23 protein-coding genes are annotated in these 20752 nt (G+C 59.3%); 17 read left to right on the forward strand and 6 right to left on the reverse strand.

The window, feature by feature from the left end:
* The 7 genes from V8G57_RS22385 to V8G57_RS22415 all read left to right on the forward strand — a co-directional run.
* Nucleotides 1-699, forward strand: a 699-nt coding sequence (locus V8G57_RS22385) for a DUF2334 domain-containing protein (protein WP_342831286.1), incomplete at its 5' end; no start/stop codon positions are given.
* 109 nt (nt 700-808) lie between these two features.
* On the forward strand, nt 809-1057 hold the full coding sequence (locus tag V8G57_RS22390; protein ID WP_342831287.1) for a hypothetical protein: 249 nt from the start codon (nt 809-811) through the stop codon (nt 1055-1057).
* A gap of 33 nt (nt 1058-1090) precedes the next feature.
* On the forward strand, nt 1091-1993 hold the full coding sequence (gene lpxO / locus V8G57_RS22395) for a lipid A hydroxylase LpxO (RefSeq protein ID WP_092401180.1): 903 nt from the start codon (nt 1091-1093) through the stop codon (nt 1991-1993).
* 142 nt (nt 1994-2135) lie between these two features.
* Complete coding sequence (locus tag V8G57_RS22400; RefSeq protein ID WP_092401177.1) at nt 2136-3200, forward strand: purine-nucleoside phosphorylase; 1065 nt, start codon at nt 2136-2138, stop codon at nt 3198-3200.
* A 182-nt stretch (nt 3201-3382) separates the two neighbouring features.
* Nucleotides 3383-3631, forward strand: coding sequence for a type II toxin-antitoxin system HicA family toxin (locus V8G57_RS22405; RefSeq protein ID WP_425458321.1), 249 nt, complete (start codon nt 3383-3385; stop codon nt 3629-3631).
* Between the two features lie 7 nt (nt 3632-3638).
* Entirely contained in the window at nt 3639-4022 is a 384-nt protein-coding gene (locus V8G57_RS22410) for a type II toxin-antitoxin system HicB family antitoxin (protein WP_092401174.1), read from the forward strand.
* A gap of 327 nt (nt 4023-4349) precedes the next feature.
* Nucleotides 4350-4841, forward strand: a complete 492-nt coding sequence (locus V8G57_RS22415) for an Hcp family type VI secretion system effector (RefSeq protein ID WP_092401171.1) — start codon at nt 4350-4352, stop codon at nt 4839-4841.
* 66 nt (nt 4842-4907) lie between these two features.
* Here V8G57_RS22415 and fahA read toward each other — a convergent pair whose 3' ends face one another.
* The 3 genes from fahA to V8G57_RS22430 are packed head-to-tail and all read right to left on the reverse strand — an operon-like array spanning nt 4908 to nt 8891.
* Nucleotides 4908-6179 (reverse strand): fumarylacetoacetase, encoded by a 1272-nt coding sequence (gene fahA / locus V8G57_RS22420; protein WP_342831288.1) that lies wholly within the window; start codon nt 6177-6179, stop codon nt 4908-4910.
* A 10-nt stretch (nt 6180-6189) separates the two neighbouring features.
* The gene (gene hmgA / locus V8G57_RS22425) at nt 6190-7506 is read right to left on the reverse strand and encodes a homogentisate 1,2-dioxygenase (protein WP_092401165.1); all 1317 of its coding nucleotides are present in this window, start codon (nt 7504-7506) and stop codon (nt 6190-6192) included.
* A gap of 29 nt (nt 7507-7535) precedes the next feature.
* Entirely contained in the window at nt 7536-8891 is a 1356-nt protein-coding gene (locus tag V8G57_RS22430) for an MFS transporter (RefSeq protein WP_342831289.1), read from the reverse strand.
* Nucleotides 8892-9025: 134 nt separating this feature from the next.
* Here V8G57_RS22430 and V8G57_RS22435 point away from each other — a divergent pair, with 134 nt between their 5' ends.
* Nucleotides 9026-9922 (forward strand): LysR family transcriptional regulator, encoded by an 897-nt coding sequence (locus V8G57_RS22435; protein WP_342831290.1) that lies wholly within the window; start codon nt 9026-9028, stop codon nt 9920-9922.
* A 39-nt stretch (nt 9923-9961) separates the two neighbouring features.
* Nucleotides 9962-10291 (forward strand): DMT family transporter, encoded by a 330-nt coding sequence (locus tag V8G57_RS22440; RefSeq protein WP_092401156.1) that lies wholly within the window; start codon nt 9962-9964, stop codon nt 10289-10291.
* 27 nt (nt 10292-10318) lie between these two features.
* Here V8G57_RS22440 and V8G57_RS22445 read toward each other — a convergent pair whose 3' ends face one another.
* On the reverse strand, nt 10319-11311 hold the full coding sequence (locus V8G57_RS22445; RefSeq protein WP_342831291.1) for a serine/threonine protein kinase: 993 nt from the start codon (nt 11309-11311) through the stop codon (nt 10319-10321).
* 86 nt (nt 11312-11397) lie between these two features.
* Between V8G57_RS22445 and V8G57_RS22450 the strand changes: the two genes are divergently transcribed.
* From V8G57_RS22450 to V8G57_RS22460, 3 genes are all read left to right on the forward strand, one after another.
* Nucleotides 11398-11784, forward strand: coding sequence for a VOC family protein (locus V8G57_RS22450; protein ID WP_342831292.1), 387 nt, complete (start codon nt 11398-11400; stop codon nt 11782-11784).
* 81 nt (nt 11785-11865) lie between these two features.
* Complete coding sequence (locus tag V8G57_RS22455) at nt 11866-12735, forward strand: DNA ligase (protein WP_342831343.1); 870 nt, start codon at nt 11866-11868, stop codon at nt 12733-12735.
* Between the two features lie 288 nt (nt 12736-13023).
* On the forward strand, nt 13024-13722 hold the full coding sequence (locus V8G57_RS22460; protein WP_092401147.1) for a UPF0149 family protein: 699 nt from the start codon (nt 13024-13026) through the stop codon (nt 13720-13722).
* 55 nt (nt 13723-13777) lie between these two features.
* Here V8G57_RS22460 and orn read toward each other — a convergent pair whose 3' ends face one another.
* Nucleotides 13778-14386 (reverse strand): oligoribonuclease, encoded by a 609-nt coding sequence (gene orn / locus V8G57_RS22465; RefSeq protein WP_092401144.1) that lies wholly within the window; start codon nt 14384-14386, stop codon nt 13778-13780.
* Between the two features lie 88 nt (nt 14387-14474).
* Here orn and V8G57_RS22470 point away from each other — a divergent pair, with 88 nt between their 5' ends.
* The 5 genes from V8G57_RS22470 (at nt 14475) to V8G57_RS22490 (ending at nt 20162) form a co-directional block, all read left to right on the forward strand.
* Nucleotides 14475-15758: a M48 family metallopeptidase gene (locus V8G57_RS22470; RefSeq protein ID WP_342831293.1), complete on the forward strand. Its 1284-nt coding sequence runs from the start codon at nt 14475-14477 to the stop codon at nt 15756-15758.
* A complete protein-coding gene (rsgA, locus tag V8G57_RS22475) occupies nt 15751-16716 on the forward strand; it encodes a ribosome small subunit-dependent GTPase A (RefSeq protein WP_342831294.1) in 966 nt (321 codons plus the stop codon). The genes V8G57_RS22470 and rsgA overlap by 8 nt, the downstream gene beginning before the upstream one ends.
* A gap of 187 nt (nt 16717-16903) precedes the next feature.
* Entirely contained in the window at nt 16904-17818 is a 915-nt protein-coding gene (argF, locus tag V8G57_RS22480) for an ornithine carbamoyltransferase (RefSeq protein ID WP_342831295.1), read from the forward strand.
* A 48-nt stretch (nt 17819-17866) separates the two neighbouring features.
* A complete protein-coding gene (argG, locus tag V8G57_RS22485) occupies nt 17867-19201 on the forward strand; it encodes an argininosuccinate synthase (RefSeq protein WP_092401132.1) in 1335 nt (444 codons plus the stop codon).
* Nucleotides 19202-19481: 280 nt separating this feature from the next.
* On the forward strand, nt 19482-20162 hold the full coding sequence (locus tag V8G57_RS22490) for an MgtC/SapB family protein (RefSeq protein WP_342831296.1): 681 nt from the start codon (nt 19482-19484) through the stop codon (nt 20160-20162).
* A gap of 121 nt (nt 20163-20283) precedes the next feature.
* Here V8G57_RS22490 and V8G57_RS22495 read toward each other — a convergent pair whose 3' ends face one another.
* On the reverse strand, nt 20284-20706 hold the full coding sequence (locus tag V8G57_RS22495; RefSeq protein WP_186450557.1) for a universal stress protein: 423 nt from the start codon (nt 20704-20706) through the stop codon (nt 20284-20286).
* Between the last annotated feature and the right edge of the window lie 46 nt (nt 20707-20752).

Raw genomic sequence — 20752 nt, forward strand, 5'->3', positions numbered from 1 at the left:
GCGCGAGGCGGGAAGCTTGTGATGCATGGATATACCCATCAATACGATTCGATGCGGAATAAGAATACAGGGGTCAGCGCCGATGATTTTGAATTCTGGAATGCCGTGGCAAATACCCCGGTGACCGAAGATCTGGTCGCCGGCATTATCCCGCTATTCTCGCCATGGGCATTGGGACGTCTCCTGGCCGGGCTGGCAGAATTCAAGAATAACGGTTACGCCAAGCCATTTGCCTGGGAGACTCCGCACTATCAGGCGTCGCCGCTAAGCACGAAAGCTATACCGCTAGCATTTAATACAACCTATCAGCGCGCCGTCTATTACACCTCCGACACCCCTAATTTTACGGCAACCACGGGTAAGGATTTTTCAGTTGGACAGTTCTTCCCCTACGTCATCAGGCAAGACTACTACGGCCAGTGGAACGTGCCGGAAAATCTGGGGAATGTTGAATACAATATCAGCGCCATCGATCCGTTTTCAAACGTTACCTATACTTGGCAGGATATTTGTCTTAATGCCCAATATGCCACGGTGGTACGAGATGGATTCGCATCTTTCTTCTTTCATCCGTTCTGGCTGGAGTCGTCACTCGCGCCATTGGTTACGACGGGATTCAGCGACTTCAAAAACATAATTCAGTGCATTACGACATTGGGCTACACCTGGACTGATGCCAGTACACTCGCACATCCGTAAGCCATGCATCCGCCTGCCAAAGGAGCCGGTTCCTTTGGCGGGCGGAACATTTCAGCTTTCTCAACAAAAAATAGGGAATCTTGGATAGCTGCGCGAGCAGGCCCTGGACATGCTGATTGAAGAGCTTGATGCCGGCGTCCTTCACAGCTTCTATGGACAGGAGGAGCAGTGCGTCCTGAGATTGAAGATACGATCTTCATTCTTCTTTTTAAAGCACCGGTTGCCCCTGTTGATCTTTACGACATTGGAACATATTGACTGCCGCAATGATGGCCGCGGCTTCCTCAAACATTCTCCTGCGCAACAAGCCAGGGTAACAAACGGCTTGGATAACGGACAACAGGCGCAAAAGAGATAAAATGGCGGCTTATTTGTAACGGAGCACATTTTTATGAAATGGGCAGTAGTCAGTATTTTCCTTTTATCGGTGTTGTACGTGCATTTCCGCGGCAAGGCGCGCCTGCCGTTTTTCCGGCAGCTGTTCGACCATTCGTCGATCATGGCCCCGCTCAACATCTTCATGTACATGTTTTCCAAGGTGCCGACCAACACGCCCTACCTGCCGACCAGCACCTTCGCCGACCTGAAGATCCTGGAAGACAACTGGGAAACCATACGCGATGAAGCCAAGGGCCTGATCGGCCTGGAAAAGATCCGCGCCGCGGAAAAGAACGATGACGCCGGTTTCAATTCCTTCTTCAAGGCCGGCTGGAAACGCTTCTACCTGAAATGGTACGACGCCAGCCATCCTTCGGCCGAACAGTTCTGCCCCAAGACCGTGGCCCTGCTGCGCAGCACGCCGAGCGTCAAGGCCGCGATGTTTGCCGAACTTGCTCCCGGCGGCACCCTCAATCCGCACCGCGACCCGTTCGCCGGTTCGCTGCGCTACCACCTGGGCCTGGTCACGCCCAACGACGACCGCTGCTTCATCGAAGTCAACCAGCAGCGCTACAGCTGGCGCGACGGCCAGGGCGTGGTGTTCGATGAAACATTCATCCACTGGGCGCAGAACGGCTGCGACAGCAACCGCATCATCATCTTCTGCGACATCGAACGGCCGATGCGCTACCGCTGGGCGCAGGCAATCAACCGCTGGCTCGGCCGCCACATGATGAGCGCCGCCGCATCGCCCAATGAAACCGGCGACGAGACCGGCGGCATCAACAAGCTGTTCCGCTTCGTCTGGGCCGCCGGCCAATACCGGCGCGCGCTGAAGAAATTCAGCAAGCCGCTGTACATGTGCATCAAGTTCGGCCTGATCATCGGCGTGGTGCTGGCCGTCATTTATCTTTGAACCGCTGGCCCGACAGCATTTGACCAAGCCGCCTCCGGGCGGCTTTTTTACGCCCGGCACATAGCCGCTGATGTTGCATTGCGGTAACAATATCTGGCTTTCACAGGTAGACTACAGGTCCTACTTTGCACAAGGAAAACCCATGATGACTCGTTCGCTTATCGCCACCGCAGTTCTATCGCTTGCCGCCTGCGCCACCGGCCCGTCGATCGCACAAGACAGGGGCAGCGACGGACTGGCCGAATCGAATGCGCAAAACCGCCCCGTCAAGGTGATGATCATCACCATGTTCGGTCCCGAGGGCCAAGCCTGGCTGGACCGCCTCGGCCCGTGGAAAACCGTCGCGGTGCCAGGCCTGTCGCCAGACTATCCGAACGTTAACTGCAACAAGCAGGATGTCTGCGTGATCACCACCGGCATGGGCTACGCCAATGCCTCGGCGTCGATCATGGCCCTGACGTTTTCGCAGCGCTTCGACTTGCGCCATACCTATTTCCTGATCTCCGGCATCGCCGGCGTCGATCCGGCGCGCGGTACTGTCGGTTCGGCAGCCTGGGCCAAGTACCTGGTCGATTTCGGCATCCAGTGGGAACTCGATGCGCGCGAAATCCCGGCCGGCTGGAAAACCGGCTATCTCGGCATCAACACCAAGAGCCCGAGCGAAAAACCGCCGCTCGACTACCGCAACGAAGTATTCCAGCTGAATCCGAAATTGGCCGACGCCGCGTTTGCGTTGTCGCGCAATGTAGCGCTGGCCGACAGCGCGCAGGCGCAGGTAGCACGCTCCAAGTTCGGTTACGCGCCGGCCAACCAGCCGCCGACGGTAGTCCAGTGCGACATCGCTTCCGGCAACACCTGGTGGTCAGGCACGCTGCTGGGCGAACGCGCGCGCGAATGGACCAAGATCCTCACCGACAACAAGGGCGTGTATTGCATGACAGCGCAGGAAGACAATGCAACCTTTGAAGCATTGAAGCGCGCATCGAGCATCAAGCGGGTGGACTTGAACCGCGTGGCGGCATTGCGCACGGGGTCGGATTTCGACCGGCCTTACCAGGGACAGACCAGCGCCGACAACCTGCTCAACTATGCTGACCAGGGCGGTTTCGTGCCGGCCACCGAGAACCTGTACCGGGCAGGGAATCCGCTGGTGCAGGATATCGTGACGCATTGGGGTGAGTGGCGGGATGGGGTGCCGCACCGGTAAGCGTTTCTGCGCAGATTCCAAGCCGCCTTTTTGGCGGCTTTTTTTACGCCCGGACATTTTTATCCATGCTCTCGTGCCCGCACGCAATTCCGAAGCTGTTTTCAGACTTTTGCCTCTATCGCGAAAGTCGGCTTTTCATGACATTCAAGTATTCGAAGTCCTCTGAATTCCAACTACTTATCATGCATCGTGGATACACAAGAATACACAAAATCATTATTGAATTGTGTAGTTTTGTGTATAATAATAGGAACAGCACAAACATCATCAAGCAGTTGAAAGCGGCCGGCTGGAAATATGTTTCCACACACGGGAGCCATCACAAATACCGCCACCCGATTACTGGCAAGTCGGTAATTGTTCCGCATCCGAAGAAAGATCTTCCGCTAGGAACAGCCGAGAGCATCCTGAAACACGCTGGACTGAAATGAGGACAAAATGTTATATCCACTTTATGTATGGAAGGACGGCGATAGCGCTTATGGCGCCCGCTTTCCCGATCTGCCCGGTGTATTTACCGCCGCCGACGAATTGAATGATCTTCCGGCAATGGCGCAGGAAGCTGCGGCAACCATGTACGAGGGTGAAGCGCATATCCCCGAGGCGTCATCCATCGAGGAATGGAAGGATGCGGCGGACTACGCCGGCGGCTTCTGGATGCTGGTCGATATCGACCGTTCGAAAATCAACACCAAGCCCGTACGGCTCAACATCTCGCTGCCGGAAAATCTCTTGCGTGACATCGATGCTTTCGCCAAGTCGCATCAACTGACCCGATCGGGATTCCTGGCCCAGGCCGCGCTGAAGGCAATGGCGCAATAAGTTCTGCAGGTAGTTACCTTCCCCGGCGGCGTCCTCTTGATATCAACCAATTCGGACTGCATAGCCAAGGCTCGAAACCGGGATATGGATAAAACGGCAATGTTATTTAGTATCGAAGACCTAAGATATCGTCAAAAATATGGTTTAAAATTGCCTTGCGGAATTACTTTCCATCGATTCCCGATGTGCCGCGGACCACTGGGGTCTATCCGACAGTCCCGCATTTACGCCACACATTCCACTTGATGGACTTCCAGTTTCACTCCGCTCTCTAGCGGGGCCAGCAGCGTCAACCGGGCTTCACTTTTTAAACTAAGGGGCAAAACCATGGCAATCGACGTATATCTGCAAATTGACGGCATCAAAGGGGAATCCACCGACGACATCCATAAAGACTGGATCGAGTGCAAATCGGTGCAGTGGGAAGTGCTGCAGCCGAAGTCGGCCACCGCATCCACCGGTGGCGGCCATACGGCCGAGCGTTGCGAGCACAAGGATATCGTGATCACCAAGCTGGCTGACCTGGCTTCGCCGCTGCTGCTGCAAAACTGCTCGTCGGGCAAGACCATCCCGAAGGCCAAGTTCGAATTCCTGCGTGCCGACGGCAAGGGCGAGCGCATCCGCTATTTCGAGATCGAGCTGGAAAACCTGCTGATTTCCGACGTCGCGCCATCCGTCACGGAAGGCAGCGTGCTGACTGAAACCGTCAGCCTCAAGTATTCCAAGGTCAAATGGAAATACACCCAGCAAAAAATCGCCGGCGGTTCGGGCGGCAATACTTCGGGCGGCTGGGATCTGTCGACCAACAAGGTTGCCTGATACGACGCTGCGCAAGAAAAAAGAGCCGTGGTAACCACGGCTCTTTTTTTAATCCCTGCATTCCTGTCAGCCGCGCGCCGGCAATATCTTGCCGCTGACCGCGCCGAAACCGACGCGATAGCCATCGCCCTGGCACCAGCCGGTCATCCCTACCTCATCGCCATCCTGGATAAAACTGCGCTGGCTGCCGTCTGCCAATGCCAGCGGGTTCTTGCCGTTCCAGGTCAGTTCCAGCAGGCTGCCGAATGATTCCGGCGTGCTGCCGCTGATGGTGCCTGAACCCATCAGGTCGCCGATGCGGGTGTTGCAGCCGGAAACCGTGTGGTGCGCCAGCTGCTGCACCATGGTCCAGTACATCGCTTTGAAATTGGTGCGGCAGATGGTTTGCGCTGCCGCGGTTGCGCCCGGCTTGAGCGAAACTTCCAGCGTGATGTCGTAGCCGTTCTTGCCGCTCTGCTGCAGGTACGGCAGCGGCTCCGGCTGCTGTGCCGGGCTGGCGACGCGGAATGGTTCCAGCGCATCCATCGTGACCACCCAAGGCGAAATCGACGTCGCGAACGACTTGCTGTTGAACGGGCCGAGCGGCACATATTCCCATTGCTGCAGGTCGCGCGCGCTCCAGTCGTTGAGCAAGACCATGCCGAAGATATGCTGTTCTGCATCGGCGATGTCGATGGGCTCCCCGAGCGCGTTCGGCTGGCCGATGATGAAGCCGGTTTCCAGTTCGAAATCGAGCTTGCGGCAGGCGCCGAAGATGGGCGCGTCGGCATCGGGCAATTTCAGCTGGCCCATCGGCCGCTGCAGCGGCGTGCCGCTGACCACTACCGAGCTGGCGCGGCCGTTGTAGCCGATCGGGATGTGCAGCCAGTTGGGCAGCAGCGCATTGGCCGGATCGCGGAACATGGAGCCGACATTGGTCGCATGTTCCTTGGACGAATAGAAATCGGTGTAGCCGGGAATTTCCAGCGGCAGGTGCATCGTTGCCTGCTCTTGGGCAATCAACGCCTTGGCGCGCAAGGCCTGGTTGTCGCGCAGCTGCAGGTTGTCTTCGCGCAGCAGATCGCTGACCGCGGCGCGGGTGCTGCGCCAGCTTGCGCGGCCCAGCGCGATGAATGGATTCAGGGCGGCCTGGCGGAACACTTCCGGGCCGGCGTTCAGCAAACCCGCTTCGGCCAGCGCAGCCAGGTCGACGATCTGGTCGCCGATTGCCACGCCTACTCTCGGCGCCGGATTGGCGGCGTTGCTGAAAATTCCGAACGGCAGGTTCTGGATTGGGAAATGCGATTCAGGCGCAACCGGGATAAATGATTTCAGTGCGGGATCGTTGGTTTGCATCATGTCTTTTCTCTCAAGGTTGACCGGTGAAATGCTTTTGCAGGCCGTGCCAGCATTGCAGGTAGTCTTTCTGCAGCAGCGGCGTCGCCAGTGCATAGGGTGTGGGGTGGATCACGTAGCGGCTTTCAAACATGAAGGCCATTGTATTGTCGATGCGGTGCGGCGCCAACGCCGCGCTGGATGCCTTGTCGAAAGTGGCGGCGTCCGGGCCGTGGCCGCTCATGCAGTTGTGCAGGCTGCCGCCGCCGGGCGTGAAGCCGTCGGCCTTGGCGTCATAGGCGCCGTGGATCAGGCCCATGTATTCGCTCATGACGTTGCGGTGGAACCATGGCGGACGGAACGTGTGCTCGGCCACCATCCAGCGCGGCGGGAAAATCACGAAATCGACATTGGCGGTGCCGTGCGTATCTGAGGGCGATGTCAGCACCGTGAAGATCGACGGGTCGGGATGATCGTAGCTGACCGTGTTGATGGTGTTGAACAGGCCCAGGTCGTACTTGTACGGCACGTAATTGCCATGCCAGGCCACCACGTCCAGCGGCGAATGGCCGATGCGCGCAGCCCACAGCCGGCCGCCGAATTTGGCCAGCAGCTGGAATTCGCCTTCGCGGTCTTCATAGGCGGCTACCGGCGCCTGGAAATCGCGCGCATTGGCCAGGCCGTTGGAGCCTATCGGCCCCAGTTCCGGCAGCTGGAAAGCGGCGCCGTAGTTTTCGCAGATATAGCCGCGCGCGCTGCCGTCCGGCAGTTCGATGCGGAAGCGCATGCCGCGCGGAATCACCACGATTTCGCCCGGCTTGACTTCCAGCACGCCGAGTTCGGTGCGGGCCAGCAAGCGTCCTTGCTGCGGCACGATCAGCAGTTCGCCGTCGGCATCGTAAAAGAAACGGTCGTGCATGGAGCGGTTTGCCGCATACAGATGGATCGCCACCCCGGCCTGGGCGGCGGCATCGCCGTTGCCGGCGAAGGTGACGATGCCGTCGATAAAATCGACGGCCTGGCCGTCGGCCGGCATCGGCAGCGGATTCCAGCGCAGCTGGTCGGGCGGCGTATCGGACTGGGCAAAAGGGCCGCTGGCCAGCAGAGGCTGCTGGATTTTTTCAAAGGCGTGGTGCATCGCACCCGGGCGGATGCGGTACAGCCAGGAGCGCCTGTTGTGTGCGCGCGGCGCAGTGAACGCGGTGCCGGACAGCTGCTCTGCATACAGGCCGTAAGGCGCTTTCTGCGGCGAGTTCTGGGCTGCGGGCAAGGCGCCGGGCAAGGCTTCACTGGCGAAGTCGTTGCAAAATCCGGACTGGTAATGGAGCTGACTGCGGAGCGTGTTTTCCATGGGTTTCATCCTTGGTTCAAGTTCTGATCTTAATGCGCAACGACGGCTTGCGCTTTGCTGCGATGAGAAGTCTCTTGCATCAGCACCAGCATCGCGGCTGACACCAGCGCCGGCACCGCCAGCACGATGAAAATGGTGCTGTTGGGCCAGTTCAGGCGGATCAGCTCGCCGCCCAGCACCGGCCCGACGATAGAACCGATGCGGCCGACGCCCAGGCTCCAGCCGATGCCGGTGGAGCGCAAGGTGGTCGGGTAGTAAGTGCCGGCCAGCGCATTGACCGCCGGCTGGCCGCCGACAATGCAGAAGCCGGCGACGAAGATGCTGGCGAACAGGAACAGCAGCGAAATCTCGGGACGGCCGATCAGGAACACCGCCAGGCCAGCCACCAGGAATACCGGGATCAGCACGCGGCGGAAGCCGGAACGGTCAATCAGCTGGCCCATGACCAGGGTGCCGAGCGTGCCGCCTATCTGCAGGGTGGTGCCGGCCATCACCGCGGTGGCGGTGGACAGGCCGGCGTCCTTGGCGATGGTCGGCAGCCAGTTGGAGAGGAAATACAGGTTGACCAGGTTCATGAAATTGATGATCCACAGCAGGATCGTGACCCTGGCCCTGCCTTCCTGGAACAGCTGCAGCATGGGCGCACCCTTGCCGGCCTTTTCGTTAACCACGTAGCGCGTATCCTCGCTGATAACGACATCGGAATCGATGCGGCGCAGCCACTTGCCGACCTGCTCCAGCTTTTTTCCACGCAACACCAGGAACTGCATCGACTCCGGCAGCAGGAAAATCATGAGCACGCCGATCACCAGCGGCACTAGGCCGCCGACATGGAATACCGACTGCCAGCCGAAACGCGGGATCAGCGCCGCCGACAGCAAACCTCCCAGCACCGCGCCCAGGGTGAAGCCGCAGGACACCAGCATCATCAGGGTGACGCGCTTGCGCAGCGGACTGTATTCGCCGGCCAGCGCCATCGCGTTCGGCATGATCGCGCCCAGCCCGAGGCCGGTAATGAAACGCAAGACGATCAGCTGCCCTACCGTGGCGGCCAGCGGCGTGAGCAGCATGCAGGCAGCGAAGAACAAAGTGGCGCAAATCAGCACCGGACGGCGGCCGATGCGGTCGGCCAGGATGCTGAAGGCAAGCGAACCGAGCAGCATGCCGAACAGGCCGGCGCCGAACACCGGCCCCAGGTTGGCCTTGGCGATGCCCCATTCCTGGATGATGGCGGGCGCCACGTAACCCATGGCCTGGACGTCGAAACCGTCGATGATCAGGCAGATGGCGCACAGGCTGAGCATGACGACCTGGAAGCCGCCGATGCGGCTGCGGTCGATCAAGGCGGGAATGTCTATCGGGCTGCTGTTTGTCGCGACGGCCATGCGTGTCTCCTGGGAAGTTGGCGTCGTATCAATACGATCTGGTTTTTGGCATTATCATCCTTTTTAATATTCAGAAAAATAGGCAATAATTAAAATCATTTTTTAATTAATTTAAATAATATAAAATCATCATCATGGACAGGCTGGAATCGTTAAGGGTGTTTTGCCAGGTGGTGGAACTGAACAGCTTCAGCCGCGCGGCTGAACAGCTGGAGATGTCGAACGCCACCATCACCAATCATATCGCCGCCCTCGAGCGGCATTTCGGCGTGCGCCTGCTGAACCGCACCACCCGCAAGATCTCGCTGACCGACGACGGCCATAGCTGCTACCAGCGCGCCCAGCGCCTGCTGGGCGACATGAGCGAGCTGGAAGACGGGCTACAAGGCCGGCGCGTGACGCCGCAAGGCATCTTGCGCGTCGACGTGCCGACCGTGATTGCGCGCATCTACCTGGCGCCGGCGCTGGCGCGTTTCAGCGCCATATATCCAGAGCTGTCGATCCGGCTCAATGTGGGCGACCGCATGGTGGACATGGTGGAAGGCCGCGGCGATGTCTGGATACGCATCGGCGAGCTGAAGGATTCCAGCATGGTGGCGCGCCGCATCTACCAGACCCGCAACCTGTGCTGCGCCTCGCCCGCATTCCTGGCGCAGCACGGCACGCCGCAAACGCCGCAGGAACTGCAGGATTTCCGCTGCCTGGCGTTCATTCATCCGAACAGCGGCCAGAACGTGCCCTGGACTTTCAGCAAGGGCAAGCAGGAACTGAGCTGGGCGCCACCCGGCAATATCGCGATCAACCACGCGGAAACCCTGATCCACGCGGCGGCCAGCGGCGCCGGCATCGTCCAGCTGCTGACGCTGTCGCTCAATCCGCAGATCCGCGACGGCCTGCTGGCGCCGGTATTGGCGGATTGGTCGACGCCGGGGCCGCCGGTGTCGGTGGTGTATCACCAGAGCCATCAATTGTCGGCCAAGGTCAGGGTTTTTGTCGATTTTGTTACAGAGCTGTTTGCCGCTATCGATTAGAGTTTCGTACCGTTTTGTTTTTTAGCCAGGAGAGAAGTCATGCATTGGGTCTATCTATTGATTGCCATCGTCGCCGAAGTGATTGCCACCAGCGCCCTGAAAGCGAGCGCCGAGTTCACGCGGCTGGTGCCGTCGATCGTGGTGGTGGCCGGTTACCTGACGGCGTTCTATTTCCTGTCGCTGACCTTGCGCACCTTGCCGGTGGCGATCGTGTATGCGATGTGGTCAGGCATCGGCATTGCGCTGATTGCGCTGGTCGGCTGGCTGTTCCTGAAACAGAGCCTGGATGCCGCGGCCCTGGCTGGCATCGGCCTGATTGTCGCGGGCGTGCTGGTGCTGAACATCTTCTCGAAGTCGGTGTCGCACTAACCCGCACCAAGCCGCGTCAGGCCGGCTTCATGCCTGCCACAGCGGCGCTTCGTCCATCAGCGCGATCTGCTCGCGCAGCTCCAGCACCCGATCCTGCCAGTAACGCTGGGTATTGAACCAGGGGAAAGCCACGGCGAAAGCCGGGTCGTCCCAGCGCCGCGCTATCCACGCCGCGTAATGGATCAGCCGCAAGGTGCGCAGCGCTTCGATCAGGTACAGCTCGCGCGTATCGAAATCGCAGAAATCCTCGTAGCCGGCCAGCAAGCTGCCCATCTGCTGCACCATGTCGCGCCGTTCTCCCGACAGCAGCATCCACAGATCCTGCACTGCCGGCCCCATGCGGCTGTCGTCGAAATCGACGAAATGCGGCCCGGCGTCGGTCCACAGCACATTGCTGCCGTGGCAATCGCCATGCAGGCGCAAGGCGCCGACGCTGCCGGCGCGCTCGAAACAGCGGCGCACGCCTTCCAAGGCCTGGCTCACGGTGCTGCGATAGGCTTCCAGCAGATCCTCCGGCACAAACCCGTTGGCCAGCAGGAAAGCGCTGGGTTCTTCGCCAAAACTGACGATATCCAGCGTCGGCCGGTGCTGGTAGCTGCTGAGTGCGCCGACTGCGTGGATGCGGCCGAGGAAACGTCCCAGCCATTCCAGCGTGGCGCTGTCCTCCAGCTCCGGCGCGCGGCCGCCGTGGCGTGGAAACACTGCAAAGCGGAAACCGTCGAACTGATGCAGGGTGCGGCCGTCCACGTCGGCCCAGGCGGCGACCACAGGGATTTCCCGCTCCACCAGCTCTTGCACGAAACCATGCTCTTCCAGGATGGCTGCGTCGCTCCAGCGTTGCGGCCGGTAGAACTTGGCCACCAGCGGCGGCTCTTGTTCCATGCCGATCTGGTACACGCGGTTTTCATAGCTGTTGAGCGCCAGCAGGCGGCCGTCGCCGTGCAGGCCGATGCTGTCGAGCGCGTCCAGCACGGTGTCGGGAGTCAGGGTAGAGAATGAGGCGGGGCTTGGGATTGTCATGTCGGCTATTGTAAGCGCCAGCGGCGCGCTCATCGCATCGATTACACTAATACTCTTGCATCGTTCACCATTGCCGGGAGCAGCTTGTGCCAGCCATCGCCCTCAACCATTACAACCTGCGCGCGCCGCGTGCGCTGCTATTGCAGCTGAAGGAATTCTATTGCGAGGTGATCGGCCTGGAAGCGGGTGCGCGGCCGCCCTTCGACAGTTTCGGATTCTGGCTGTACGCCGGCGACCAAGCCGTGCTGCACCTGAGCGAAGCGCGCGCCGGCGATATCAGGCATACCGATATCGCCACCACCTTCGACCATGTTGCCTTCAGTTGCGTCGATCCGGAAGAAATGGAAGCTTGCCTGCAGGCGCATGCGCTGCCCTACCAGGTGGCGTTTGTGCCGTCTGCGCAGCAAAAACAGATTTTCTTGCGCGACCCGGCCGGGAACGGGGTGGAACTGAATTTCGTGCATATAAGCTAAATCGCAAATCGCGCTTGCGGGGCGCTTCTACAGGCAACGTCGTTTTACGATATCGCTTCCTTGCCTGACAGTCCACGTCCCATGCATGCGTTATCGTCAATTATCGCCAGATTGCTGAGCACCGCGCTGCTTTGCTTCTTTCTCGGTCGGCCATCCATCGCAACAGCGGCGACACCCCCTGCAGCGCCGCCGCTGATGCTGGCCAATATTTACCATCCCGGCATAACCCTGGCCGATTATTGGATCAGCGAAAAACTCGACGGCGTGCGCGGCTACTGGGATGGCGAAAAATTGCTGACGCGCGGCGGCCAGCGGATCAACGCCCCACACTGGTTCACCGCCAACTGGCCGAAAACCGCGCTGGACGGCGAACTGTGGGCCGGCCGCCAGCAGTTCAGCCGCGCGGTTTCCACCGTACGCCGCGAAACGCCGGACGATGCCGCCTGGCGCCGCATGCGCTTCATGGTGTTCGACCTGCCGGCCCACCCCGGCACCTTCGAACAGCGCCTGCCAGCCTTGCAAGACATGCTCGCCAAACTTGCCGTGCCTTGGGTGCAGCCGGTGGAACAATTCAAGCTGGGCGACCACGCGACCCTGCAGCGCTTGCTGCAACAGACCGTCAAGCAAGGCGGCGAAGGCTTGATGCTGCACCTGGGCGCTTCGCTTTACCGCACACAACGCAGCGACGACCTGCTCAAGGTCAAAACCCATGAAGATGCCGAAGCCGCGGTCATCGGCCATCTGCCGGGCAACGGAAAATACCAGGGCATGCTTGGCGCCCTGCTGGTGGAAACGCCGGACGGCCGGCGCTTCAAGCTCGGCAGCGGCTTAAGCGACCTGCAGCGGCGCCGGCCGCCGCCCTTGGGCAGCGTCGTGACTTACCGCTTCCGCGGCTTGAATGACAGCGGCATCCCGCGCTTCGCCAGTTTCATGCGCGTTTATGAACCGTAATTGCGGCGCCATGCCGCATCGAGCTACAGGGCCATGCGTTCTTCCTCATGCGTGGGCACGAATGAAGACGGCGAGTCGAGGATGGATCCTCGCCTCAGCTGGCGGCAGGATGCTAGATCGGCCGGGGTTAATGCTCTGTTTTTCATATAAGATGGCCTGATCTGGATAGACTTGTTACAGGATAAATGATTGTACGCAGGCAAGCAGCTCGAATATTTTCCAGCCCGCGGCCATTTCAATCGTAAAATCCGTATCCCATTTCCATCGTAAATTTAAGCGGCCATTTCCATGAATCTCGACGAACCCCTCTCAGACAAAGAATTTGACGAACTGGACGACTTCCTGTTGTCCGATCGCTGCGCTGAAGACAGCATGACCATGGATACCCTGCACGGCTACCTGACGGCGCTGGTGATCGGCCCGGAGCAGGTGCTGCTGGGCGAGTGGCTGCCGCACGTGTGGGGACCGTCGCTGAAAGACGCGCCGAAATTCAAGTCCGACAAGGAATATGAAAAAATCGTCGGCCTGATCGCGCGCTACATGAATGAAATCGCGGTCACGCTGGAAGTGGCGCCAAAAGAATACGAACCGCTGTTTTGCGAACAGGAATACGAAGGCAAGTCGCTGCTTGACGGCGAAGCCTGGACCTGGGGTTTCTGGGAAGGCATCAACCTGCGCGCCAAAGCCTGGGAGCCGATCTGGCATTCCAACCTGGCGCAGGTGGTGCGGCCAATCTACCTGCTGGGCGCGGAAGAGCTGGAAGAGGAAGAAATGGCGCTGCGCGACGATCCGGTGCAGCGCCACAAGCTGGCGGTGGAAGTGGAAGCCGCGATTCCGGAAATCTACCGTTACTGGCTGCCGCACCGCAAGTCCGCGGTCAAGACGATACAGCGCGAGGCGCCGAAGGTCGGCCGCAATGACGAGTGCCCTTGCGGCAGCGGCAAGAAATTCAAGAAATGCTGCGGTATCGATTCAAAGGAAGATTGAGCGAAGACGCATCAGGCAAGACAGCGGGCGGGCAGGATAGCCACCCGCCGCAGTGTTATTCCTTGATGAAATGCTCGCGGTAATAGCGCAGTTCTTCGATAGATTCGATGATGTCCGCCAGCGCGGTATGCTTTTGATGCTTCTTGAAACCGCTGGCCAGTTCCGGCTTCCAGCGGCGGCACAGTTCCTTCAAGGTCGACACGTCCAGGTTGCGGTAATGGAAAAACGCTTCCAGCTTGGGCATGCCGCGCGCCATGAAGCGGCGGTCCTGGCAGATGGTGTTGCCACACATGGGCGACTTGCCGTTCGGCACGTATTTCTTCAGGAACTCGATCAGGGCCAGTTCAGCCTCGCTTTCGGTCACGGTCGAGTTTTTGACTTTCTCGATCAGGCCCGAACGGCCGTGGGTGCCCTTGTTCCAGGCATCCATGCCGTCCATGATCTCGTCCGGCTGGTGGATCGCAAACACCGGGCCTTCGGCCAGGATATTCAGTTGCGGGTCTGTCACCACCACCGCCACTTCAATGATGCGGTCGCTGTCCGGGTTGAGGCCGGTCATTTCCATGTCGACCCAGATCAGGTTGAATTCATTGGGCCGCACCGGCGCTGCCGGGGCTGCGGTAGTGGCGGCGATGGTAGTGGATACGTCGGCGGCTTGTGACATAATTGTTCTCTTCGTTATATTTAGCTAAGACAGGCCCGGCATTTGTTTGCGCAAGCCATAAGCGGCTATTTTCTCACATAGGGACTACATGTCTTCATTTGCATTTTCGGTTTTGTTTGTGGTTTTCCTGGCGATCACCCTGGTGGTGCGCTTTTGGCTGAGTTCGCGCCAGATCCGCCATGTTTTGGCCCATCGCAGCGCGGTGCCGGCCGAATTCGCCGAAAAGATCCCCCTGGCGGCCCACCAGCGCGCCGCCGACTACACCGTCGCCAAGACCAAATTCGGCCTGTTTTCGATGCTGGTGAGCGCCGCCGTGCTGATCGGCTTCACCCTGCTCGGCGGTTTGCAATGGCTTTCCGGCGTCATGTTCAGCTGGGCCGGCCCGGGCATGGTCTACCAGTTGAGCCTGCTGGTGGCGTTTGCCCTGATTTCCGGCCTGATCGACCTGCCCCTCGATTATTACAAGCAATTCGTGCTCGAAGCCCGTTTCGGTTTTAACAAGATGACGGTCAAGCTGTTCTTCACCGACATGCTGAAAAACACCCTGATCGGCGCCGCCATCGGCCTGCCGCTGATCTGGGTGGTATTGCAGCTGATGGCGAAATCGGGCGGTCTCTGGTGGTTCTACGCCTGGCTGGTGTTCAGCGCTTTCCAGCTGCTGATGCTGGTGCTCTACCCGACCGTGATCGCGCCGCTGTTCAACAAGTTCACGCCGCTCAGCGACGACAGCCTGCGCGACCGTATCGAGGGCCTGATGAAACGGGTCGGCTTCGCTTCCAAGGGCTTGTTCGTGATGGACGGCTCCAAGCGCAGCGCCCATGGCAATGCCTACTTCTCGGGCTTCGGCGCCGGCAAGCGCATCGTTTTTTTCGACACCCTGCTGGCGCGCCTGGCGCCGCATGAGATCGAAGCAGTGCTGGCGCACGAGCTGGGTCACTTCAAGCTGAAGCACATCGTCAAGCGCATCGTCGTCATGTTTGCGCTTTCGCTGGCCTTCCTGGCTTTACTCGGCTACCTGAAACAGCAGCTCTGGTTCTATACCGGCCTCGGCGTCAATCCGCTGCTGCTGCCCGACCTCAGCAATAACGACGCGATGGCGCTGATCCTGTTCATGCTGGCGCTGCCGATCTTTACCTTCCTGCTGTCGCCGCTGTCGTCGATCAGTTCGCGCAAGCATGAATTCGAGGCCGATGCCTTCGCCGCCCGGCACACCGACGCCAACGACCTGGTGACCGCGCTGGTCAAGCTGTATGAAGACAACGCCTCGACCCTGACGCCGGATCCGCTGCACTCGGCGTTTTACGACTCGCACCCGCCGGCCTCGGTGCGCATCAACAAGCTAGCCAACAAGTTATCGGCCGCCCATGGCTGAGCACAACAAGCAGAACGGCAAGCAACATGGCAGCCAGGCCGGCAGCGGCCTGGTGATCGCCGCCCACGGCCGGCACTACCTGGTGCAAGGGACTGTAGAAGGGAAGTCGCTGAAATTGCAATGCGTCACGCGCGGCAAGAAAAGCGATGTCGCCGTCGGCGACCGCGTGCAGTTGAAACTGACCTCGCCCAACCAGGGCGTGATCGAAGCCATCGATGAGCGCCGCAGCCTGCTGTACCGTTCCGACCAGTACAAATCCAAGCTGCTGGCCGCCAACGTCACCCAGCTGTTCATCGTGGTGGCGACCGAGCCTGGTTTTGCCGACGACCTGATTTCACGCGCGCTGGTGGCAGCCGAAGCGGCCGGCGTCACCGCCCACATCGTGCTGAACAAGACCGATATCGTCGATGCGCTCGAAAAAACCCGGCAGCGCCTGCAGCTGTATGCCGTCCTCGGCTATCCGGTGCATGAAGTGTCGGCGCGCGCCTTCCCGGAACAGACCTGCGCCACGCTGGCGCCCCTGCTGGCAGGCCAGTCGACCATCCTGATCGGTCAGTCCGGCATGGGCAAGTCGTCGCTGATCAATCTGATCGTGCCGGACGCCGACATCGCCGTGCGCGAAATTTCCGCCGCCCTCGATACCGGCAAGCACACCACCACTTTCACCCGCCTGTACGAAATGGATGCGGCCGACGCCAGCCTGGACGGCCATCCCGCCAACATCATCGACTCGCCCGGCTTCCAGGAATTCGGCCTGTACCAGCTGAGCGAAGGCATGCTGGAACGCGCCTTCGTCGAATTCTCGCCCTACCTCGGCAAATGCAAGTTTTACAATTGCCACCACCTGACTGAACCGAGCTGCGCCGTGCTGGAAGCCGTCAAGGAAAACAAGATCGCGACCATGCGCCATCAGCTGTACGTGCAATTGCTGCATGAATCGTCGCAAAAGCTGTATTAATTGCCAAAAACACCATATTTTGACAGGTATCTTTTCTACTGAAATCCCTTATAATTGAAGCACTTATTTCATTTCTAAGCCAATCTCAGGTAGCAGGGAAAACGGCAGCGCGGCAGTTGAGCAGTTGTTTTAAAAATGGAATTCCAACTATCGGCGGCAGTCGCCACAGCGGCCGCCGTTTTCATTTATGGCAATCAAACACTACCTGCAGTTTTCTGATTTTTCGCTGGACGAATACGAGTACGTGATTGAACGTAGCCGTCTCATCAAACGCAAATTCAAGAATTACGAACCGCACTACACGCTGCTCGACCGCACGCTGGTGATGGTGTTCGAGAAAAACTCGACCCGCACCCGCCTCTCGTTCGAAGCCGGCATGCACCAGCTGGGCGGCGCCGCCATCTACCTCAATACGCGCGACAGCCAGCTCGGCCGCGGCGAACCGGTGGAAGATGCGGCGCAGGTAATGTCGCGCATGTGCGACGTGATCATGATCCGTACTTTCGGCCAGGACATCATCGAGCGTTTCGCCACCCACTCGCGGGTGCCGGTGATCAACGGCTTGACCAATGAGCAGCATCCCTGCCAAGTGCTGGCCGATGTCTTCACCTACATCGAGCACCGCGGTTCCATCGCCGGCAAGAAGGTGGCCTGGGTCGGCGACGCCAACAACATGCTGTATTCCTGGCTGCAAGCAGCGCAGGTATTCGGTTTCCACGTCAACGTCTCGACCCCCAAGGGCTACGATATCGATCCCGGCCAGGTAGCCGCCGACAACCAGCGCTACACCTTCTTCGCCAATCCATCCGATGCTTGCGAAGGGGCCGACCTGGTGACCACCGATGTCTGGACCAGCATGGGTTACGAAGATGAAAACGCAGCGCGCCTGAAAGCCTTCGACGGCTGGATCGTGGACCAGGCCAAGATGCAGCGCGCCCAGCCGGACGCCTTGTTCATGCACTGCCTGCCGGCGCACCGCGGCGAAGAGGTTTCGGCCGAAGTGATCGACGGCCCGCAATCGGTGGTCTGGGACGAAGCGGAAAACCGTTTGCATGTGCAAAAGGCGCTGCTGGAATATCTGGTGCTCGGAAAAGTCGATTAACGGTACAAACAGTACAACCCCAGTCACAACAACCCACGTAGAAATATCATGTCCAATATCCTGCAATCCGTTCCAGTCAACGAAAAAGTCGGCATCGCCTTTTCAGGCGGCCTCGATACCAGCGCCGCGCTGCACTGGATGCGCCAGAAAGGCGCCATTCCCTACGCCTATACCGCCAACCTGGGCCAGCCCGACGAGCCGGACTACGACGCCATCCCCAAGAAAGCCAAGGCCTACGGCGCTGAACTGGCGCGCCTGGTCGATTGCCGCGAACAGCTGGTGGCCGAAGGCATCGCTGCACTGCAGAGCGGCGCCTTCCACATCTCCACCGCAGGCGTCACCTACTTCAACACCACTCCGCTTGGACGCGCTGTCACCGGCACCATGCTGGTGGCCGCCATGCGCGAAGACAAGGTCGACATCTGGGGCGACGGCAGCACCTTCAAGGGCAACGACATCGAGCGCTTCTACCGCTACGGCCTGCTGGTCAATCCCAACCTGCGGATCTACAAGCCCTGGCTGGATGACCAGTTCATCCAGGAACTGGGCGGCCGCAAGGAAATGTCGGAATTCATGATCGCGTCTGGCTTCGATTACAAGATGTCGGTGGAAAAAGCCTACTCGACCGATTCCAACATGCTCGGCGCCACCCATGAAGCCAAAGACCTCGAGTACCTGAACAGCGGCATGAAGATCGTCGAACCGATCATGGGCGTCGCCTTCTGGCGCGACGACGTCGAAGTCAAGCGCGAGGAAGTCACCGTGCGCTTTGAAGAAGGCCGTCCGGTTGCCCTCAACGGCGTCGCGTTTGCCAGCCAGGTCGAGCTGATGATGGAAGCCAACCGCATCGGCGGACGCCACGGCCTGGGTATGAGCGACCAGATCGAAAACCGCATCATCGAAGCCAAGAGCCGCGGCATCTATGAAGCGCCGGGCCTGGCCCTGCTGTTCATCGCCTACGAGCGTCTGGTCACCGGCATCCACAACGAAGACACCATCGAGCAGTACCGCGAAAGCGGCCGCCGCCTGGGCCGCCTGCTGTACCAAGGCCGCTGGTTCGACTCGCAGGCGATCATGCTGCGCGAGACGGCGCAGCGCTGGGTGGCGCGCGCCATCACCGGCGAGGTCACGATCGAGCTGCGCCGCGGCAACGATTATTCGATCCTCAACACCGAGTCGGCCAACCTGACCTACCATCCGGACCGCCTGACCATGGAAAAGGGCGCGGGCGCCTTCACGCCGCAAGACCGTATCGGCCAGCTGACCATGCGCAACCTCGACATCAGCGATACACGCCAGAAGCTGGCGATCTATCAAAGCACCGGCCTGCTGGCATCCAGCAACGCCGTATCGCTGCCGCTGCTCGACAAAGACGCAGAGTAAATCCACGGCAGCGGCAAATAAGCCGCCAGCACAGGCGTGACACAGAACCGGCTTTGCGCCGGTTCTTTTTTTGTCAAAGATCCTCCAAGGAACACCCCGGCAGGCATGGCCACAGGCAAAATGTCGCTTGGGTCAAATGCAGGCGCAATTGCGCAACGGGTTTATCCTAGGACCAATTACCGCGGTACCGACAATCAACCCAGATAAAAGCATGAACATTCTTTCACTTGATTCATTGGCCGCTTATTGGTCCGGCCCAGAGGTCGGAGCTAACGTCCTCATGTTTCTCAATTTGCTGGGAGCCTTGTTCCTGGGGGCGCTGGTCGGTTACGAACGCGCCTATCATGGCCGCGCCGCCGGCATGCGTACTTACGGCCTGGTATGCATGGCTTCGACCGCCCTGACAGTGTTCGCCGGATATCCGGCGCTCTGGTATGGCGGCCACTCCGGCTTGCCGATCAATCCGGATCCAACCCGGGTAGTACAAGGAATCGTCACCGGCATCGGTTTTCTCGGCGCCGGCGTCATCATGAAAGAAGGCTTGAATATCAGGGGGCTCACTACGGCGGCGTCGATCTGGGCAGCCTCGGCGATCGGCGTCCTGGTGGGCGTCGGTTTTTACATGGCGGCAATATCGCTCACGCTGCTGTCCGCCATCTGCATGGTGTGGATAGCCAAGCTTGAATACTGGCTGCCGTCGCGCGCCGGCGTAGCCATCCTGGTTGAGTTCGAAAAAGGTTTTGTCCCGCACGAAGAAGCGCTGCGCAAGGTGGCTTTGGAGCATGGCTACGAGATTGCCAAGGATTCGTTGTCCATCAGCTCGCACGACAGGCATGCAAAATGGCATTTCATCGCCTTCGCCATCGACAGCAAAAAAGGCTCGTCGGTCTCGGAACTGGCACGCATGATGAATTCTTACGAAGGAGTGGAGAATTTTGATTTGACCCACTGCCGCAACTGAGCTGCGGTTCCAGATCACGGTGAATGTCGTCGCATCGCTGCATCCAGATACAGCGAATATCACGCAAAAGCGGGTTGGCTGCAGTTGACTTCGAGGACATGGGCCTGACGCCGGCGCACGCTTATTTGATCAGCGTCACCGGCACATGAACCAGATGAATCACTTTGTTCATGATCGAACCAAGGATCAGGTTGCCCAAAGCTCCCCGGCCATGGGTGCCCATGACAATGCAGTCGCACTTCTGCTCCTGGACATAGTCAACGATGCTCTTCGCAATCGGACCGATGCGGGTGCTGGCGATGTAAGGGACCTCGGCCTGTTCCAGAATCCGCTTGACGGGATTCAATACTTCATCGGCCGCTGCCGTTTCAATTGCCTTGATTTTTTCGAGAGACAGGTAAGCCTGGATTTTCCCGTCAAGATGTTCTTGCACGTTCAGCAAATGAATCTGTGCGGCTGTGTCCCCCTTGACCATCGAGCTCGCATATTTCACAGCCCTTAAGGCATAGTCCGAGCCGTCAACCGGAATCAATATTTTTTGCATTTTTGCACCTCGTCCACCAAAATCCCGGCGACATGATCACATCCGC

This window comes from Collimonas rhizosphaerae, assembly GCF_038896935.1.
Classification (GTDB): domain Bacteria; phylum Pseudomonadota; class Gammaproteobacteria; order Burkholderiales; family Burkholderiaceae_D; genus Collimonas; species Collimonas rhizosphaerae.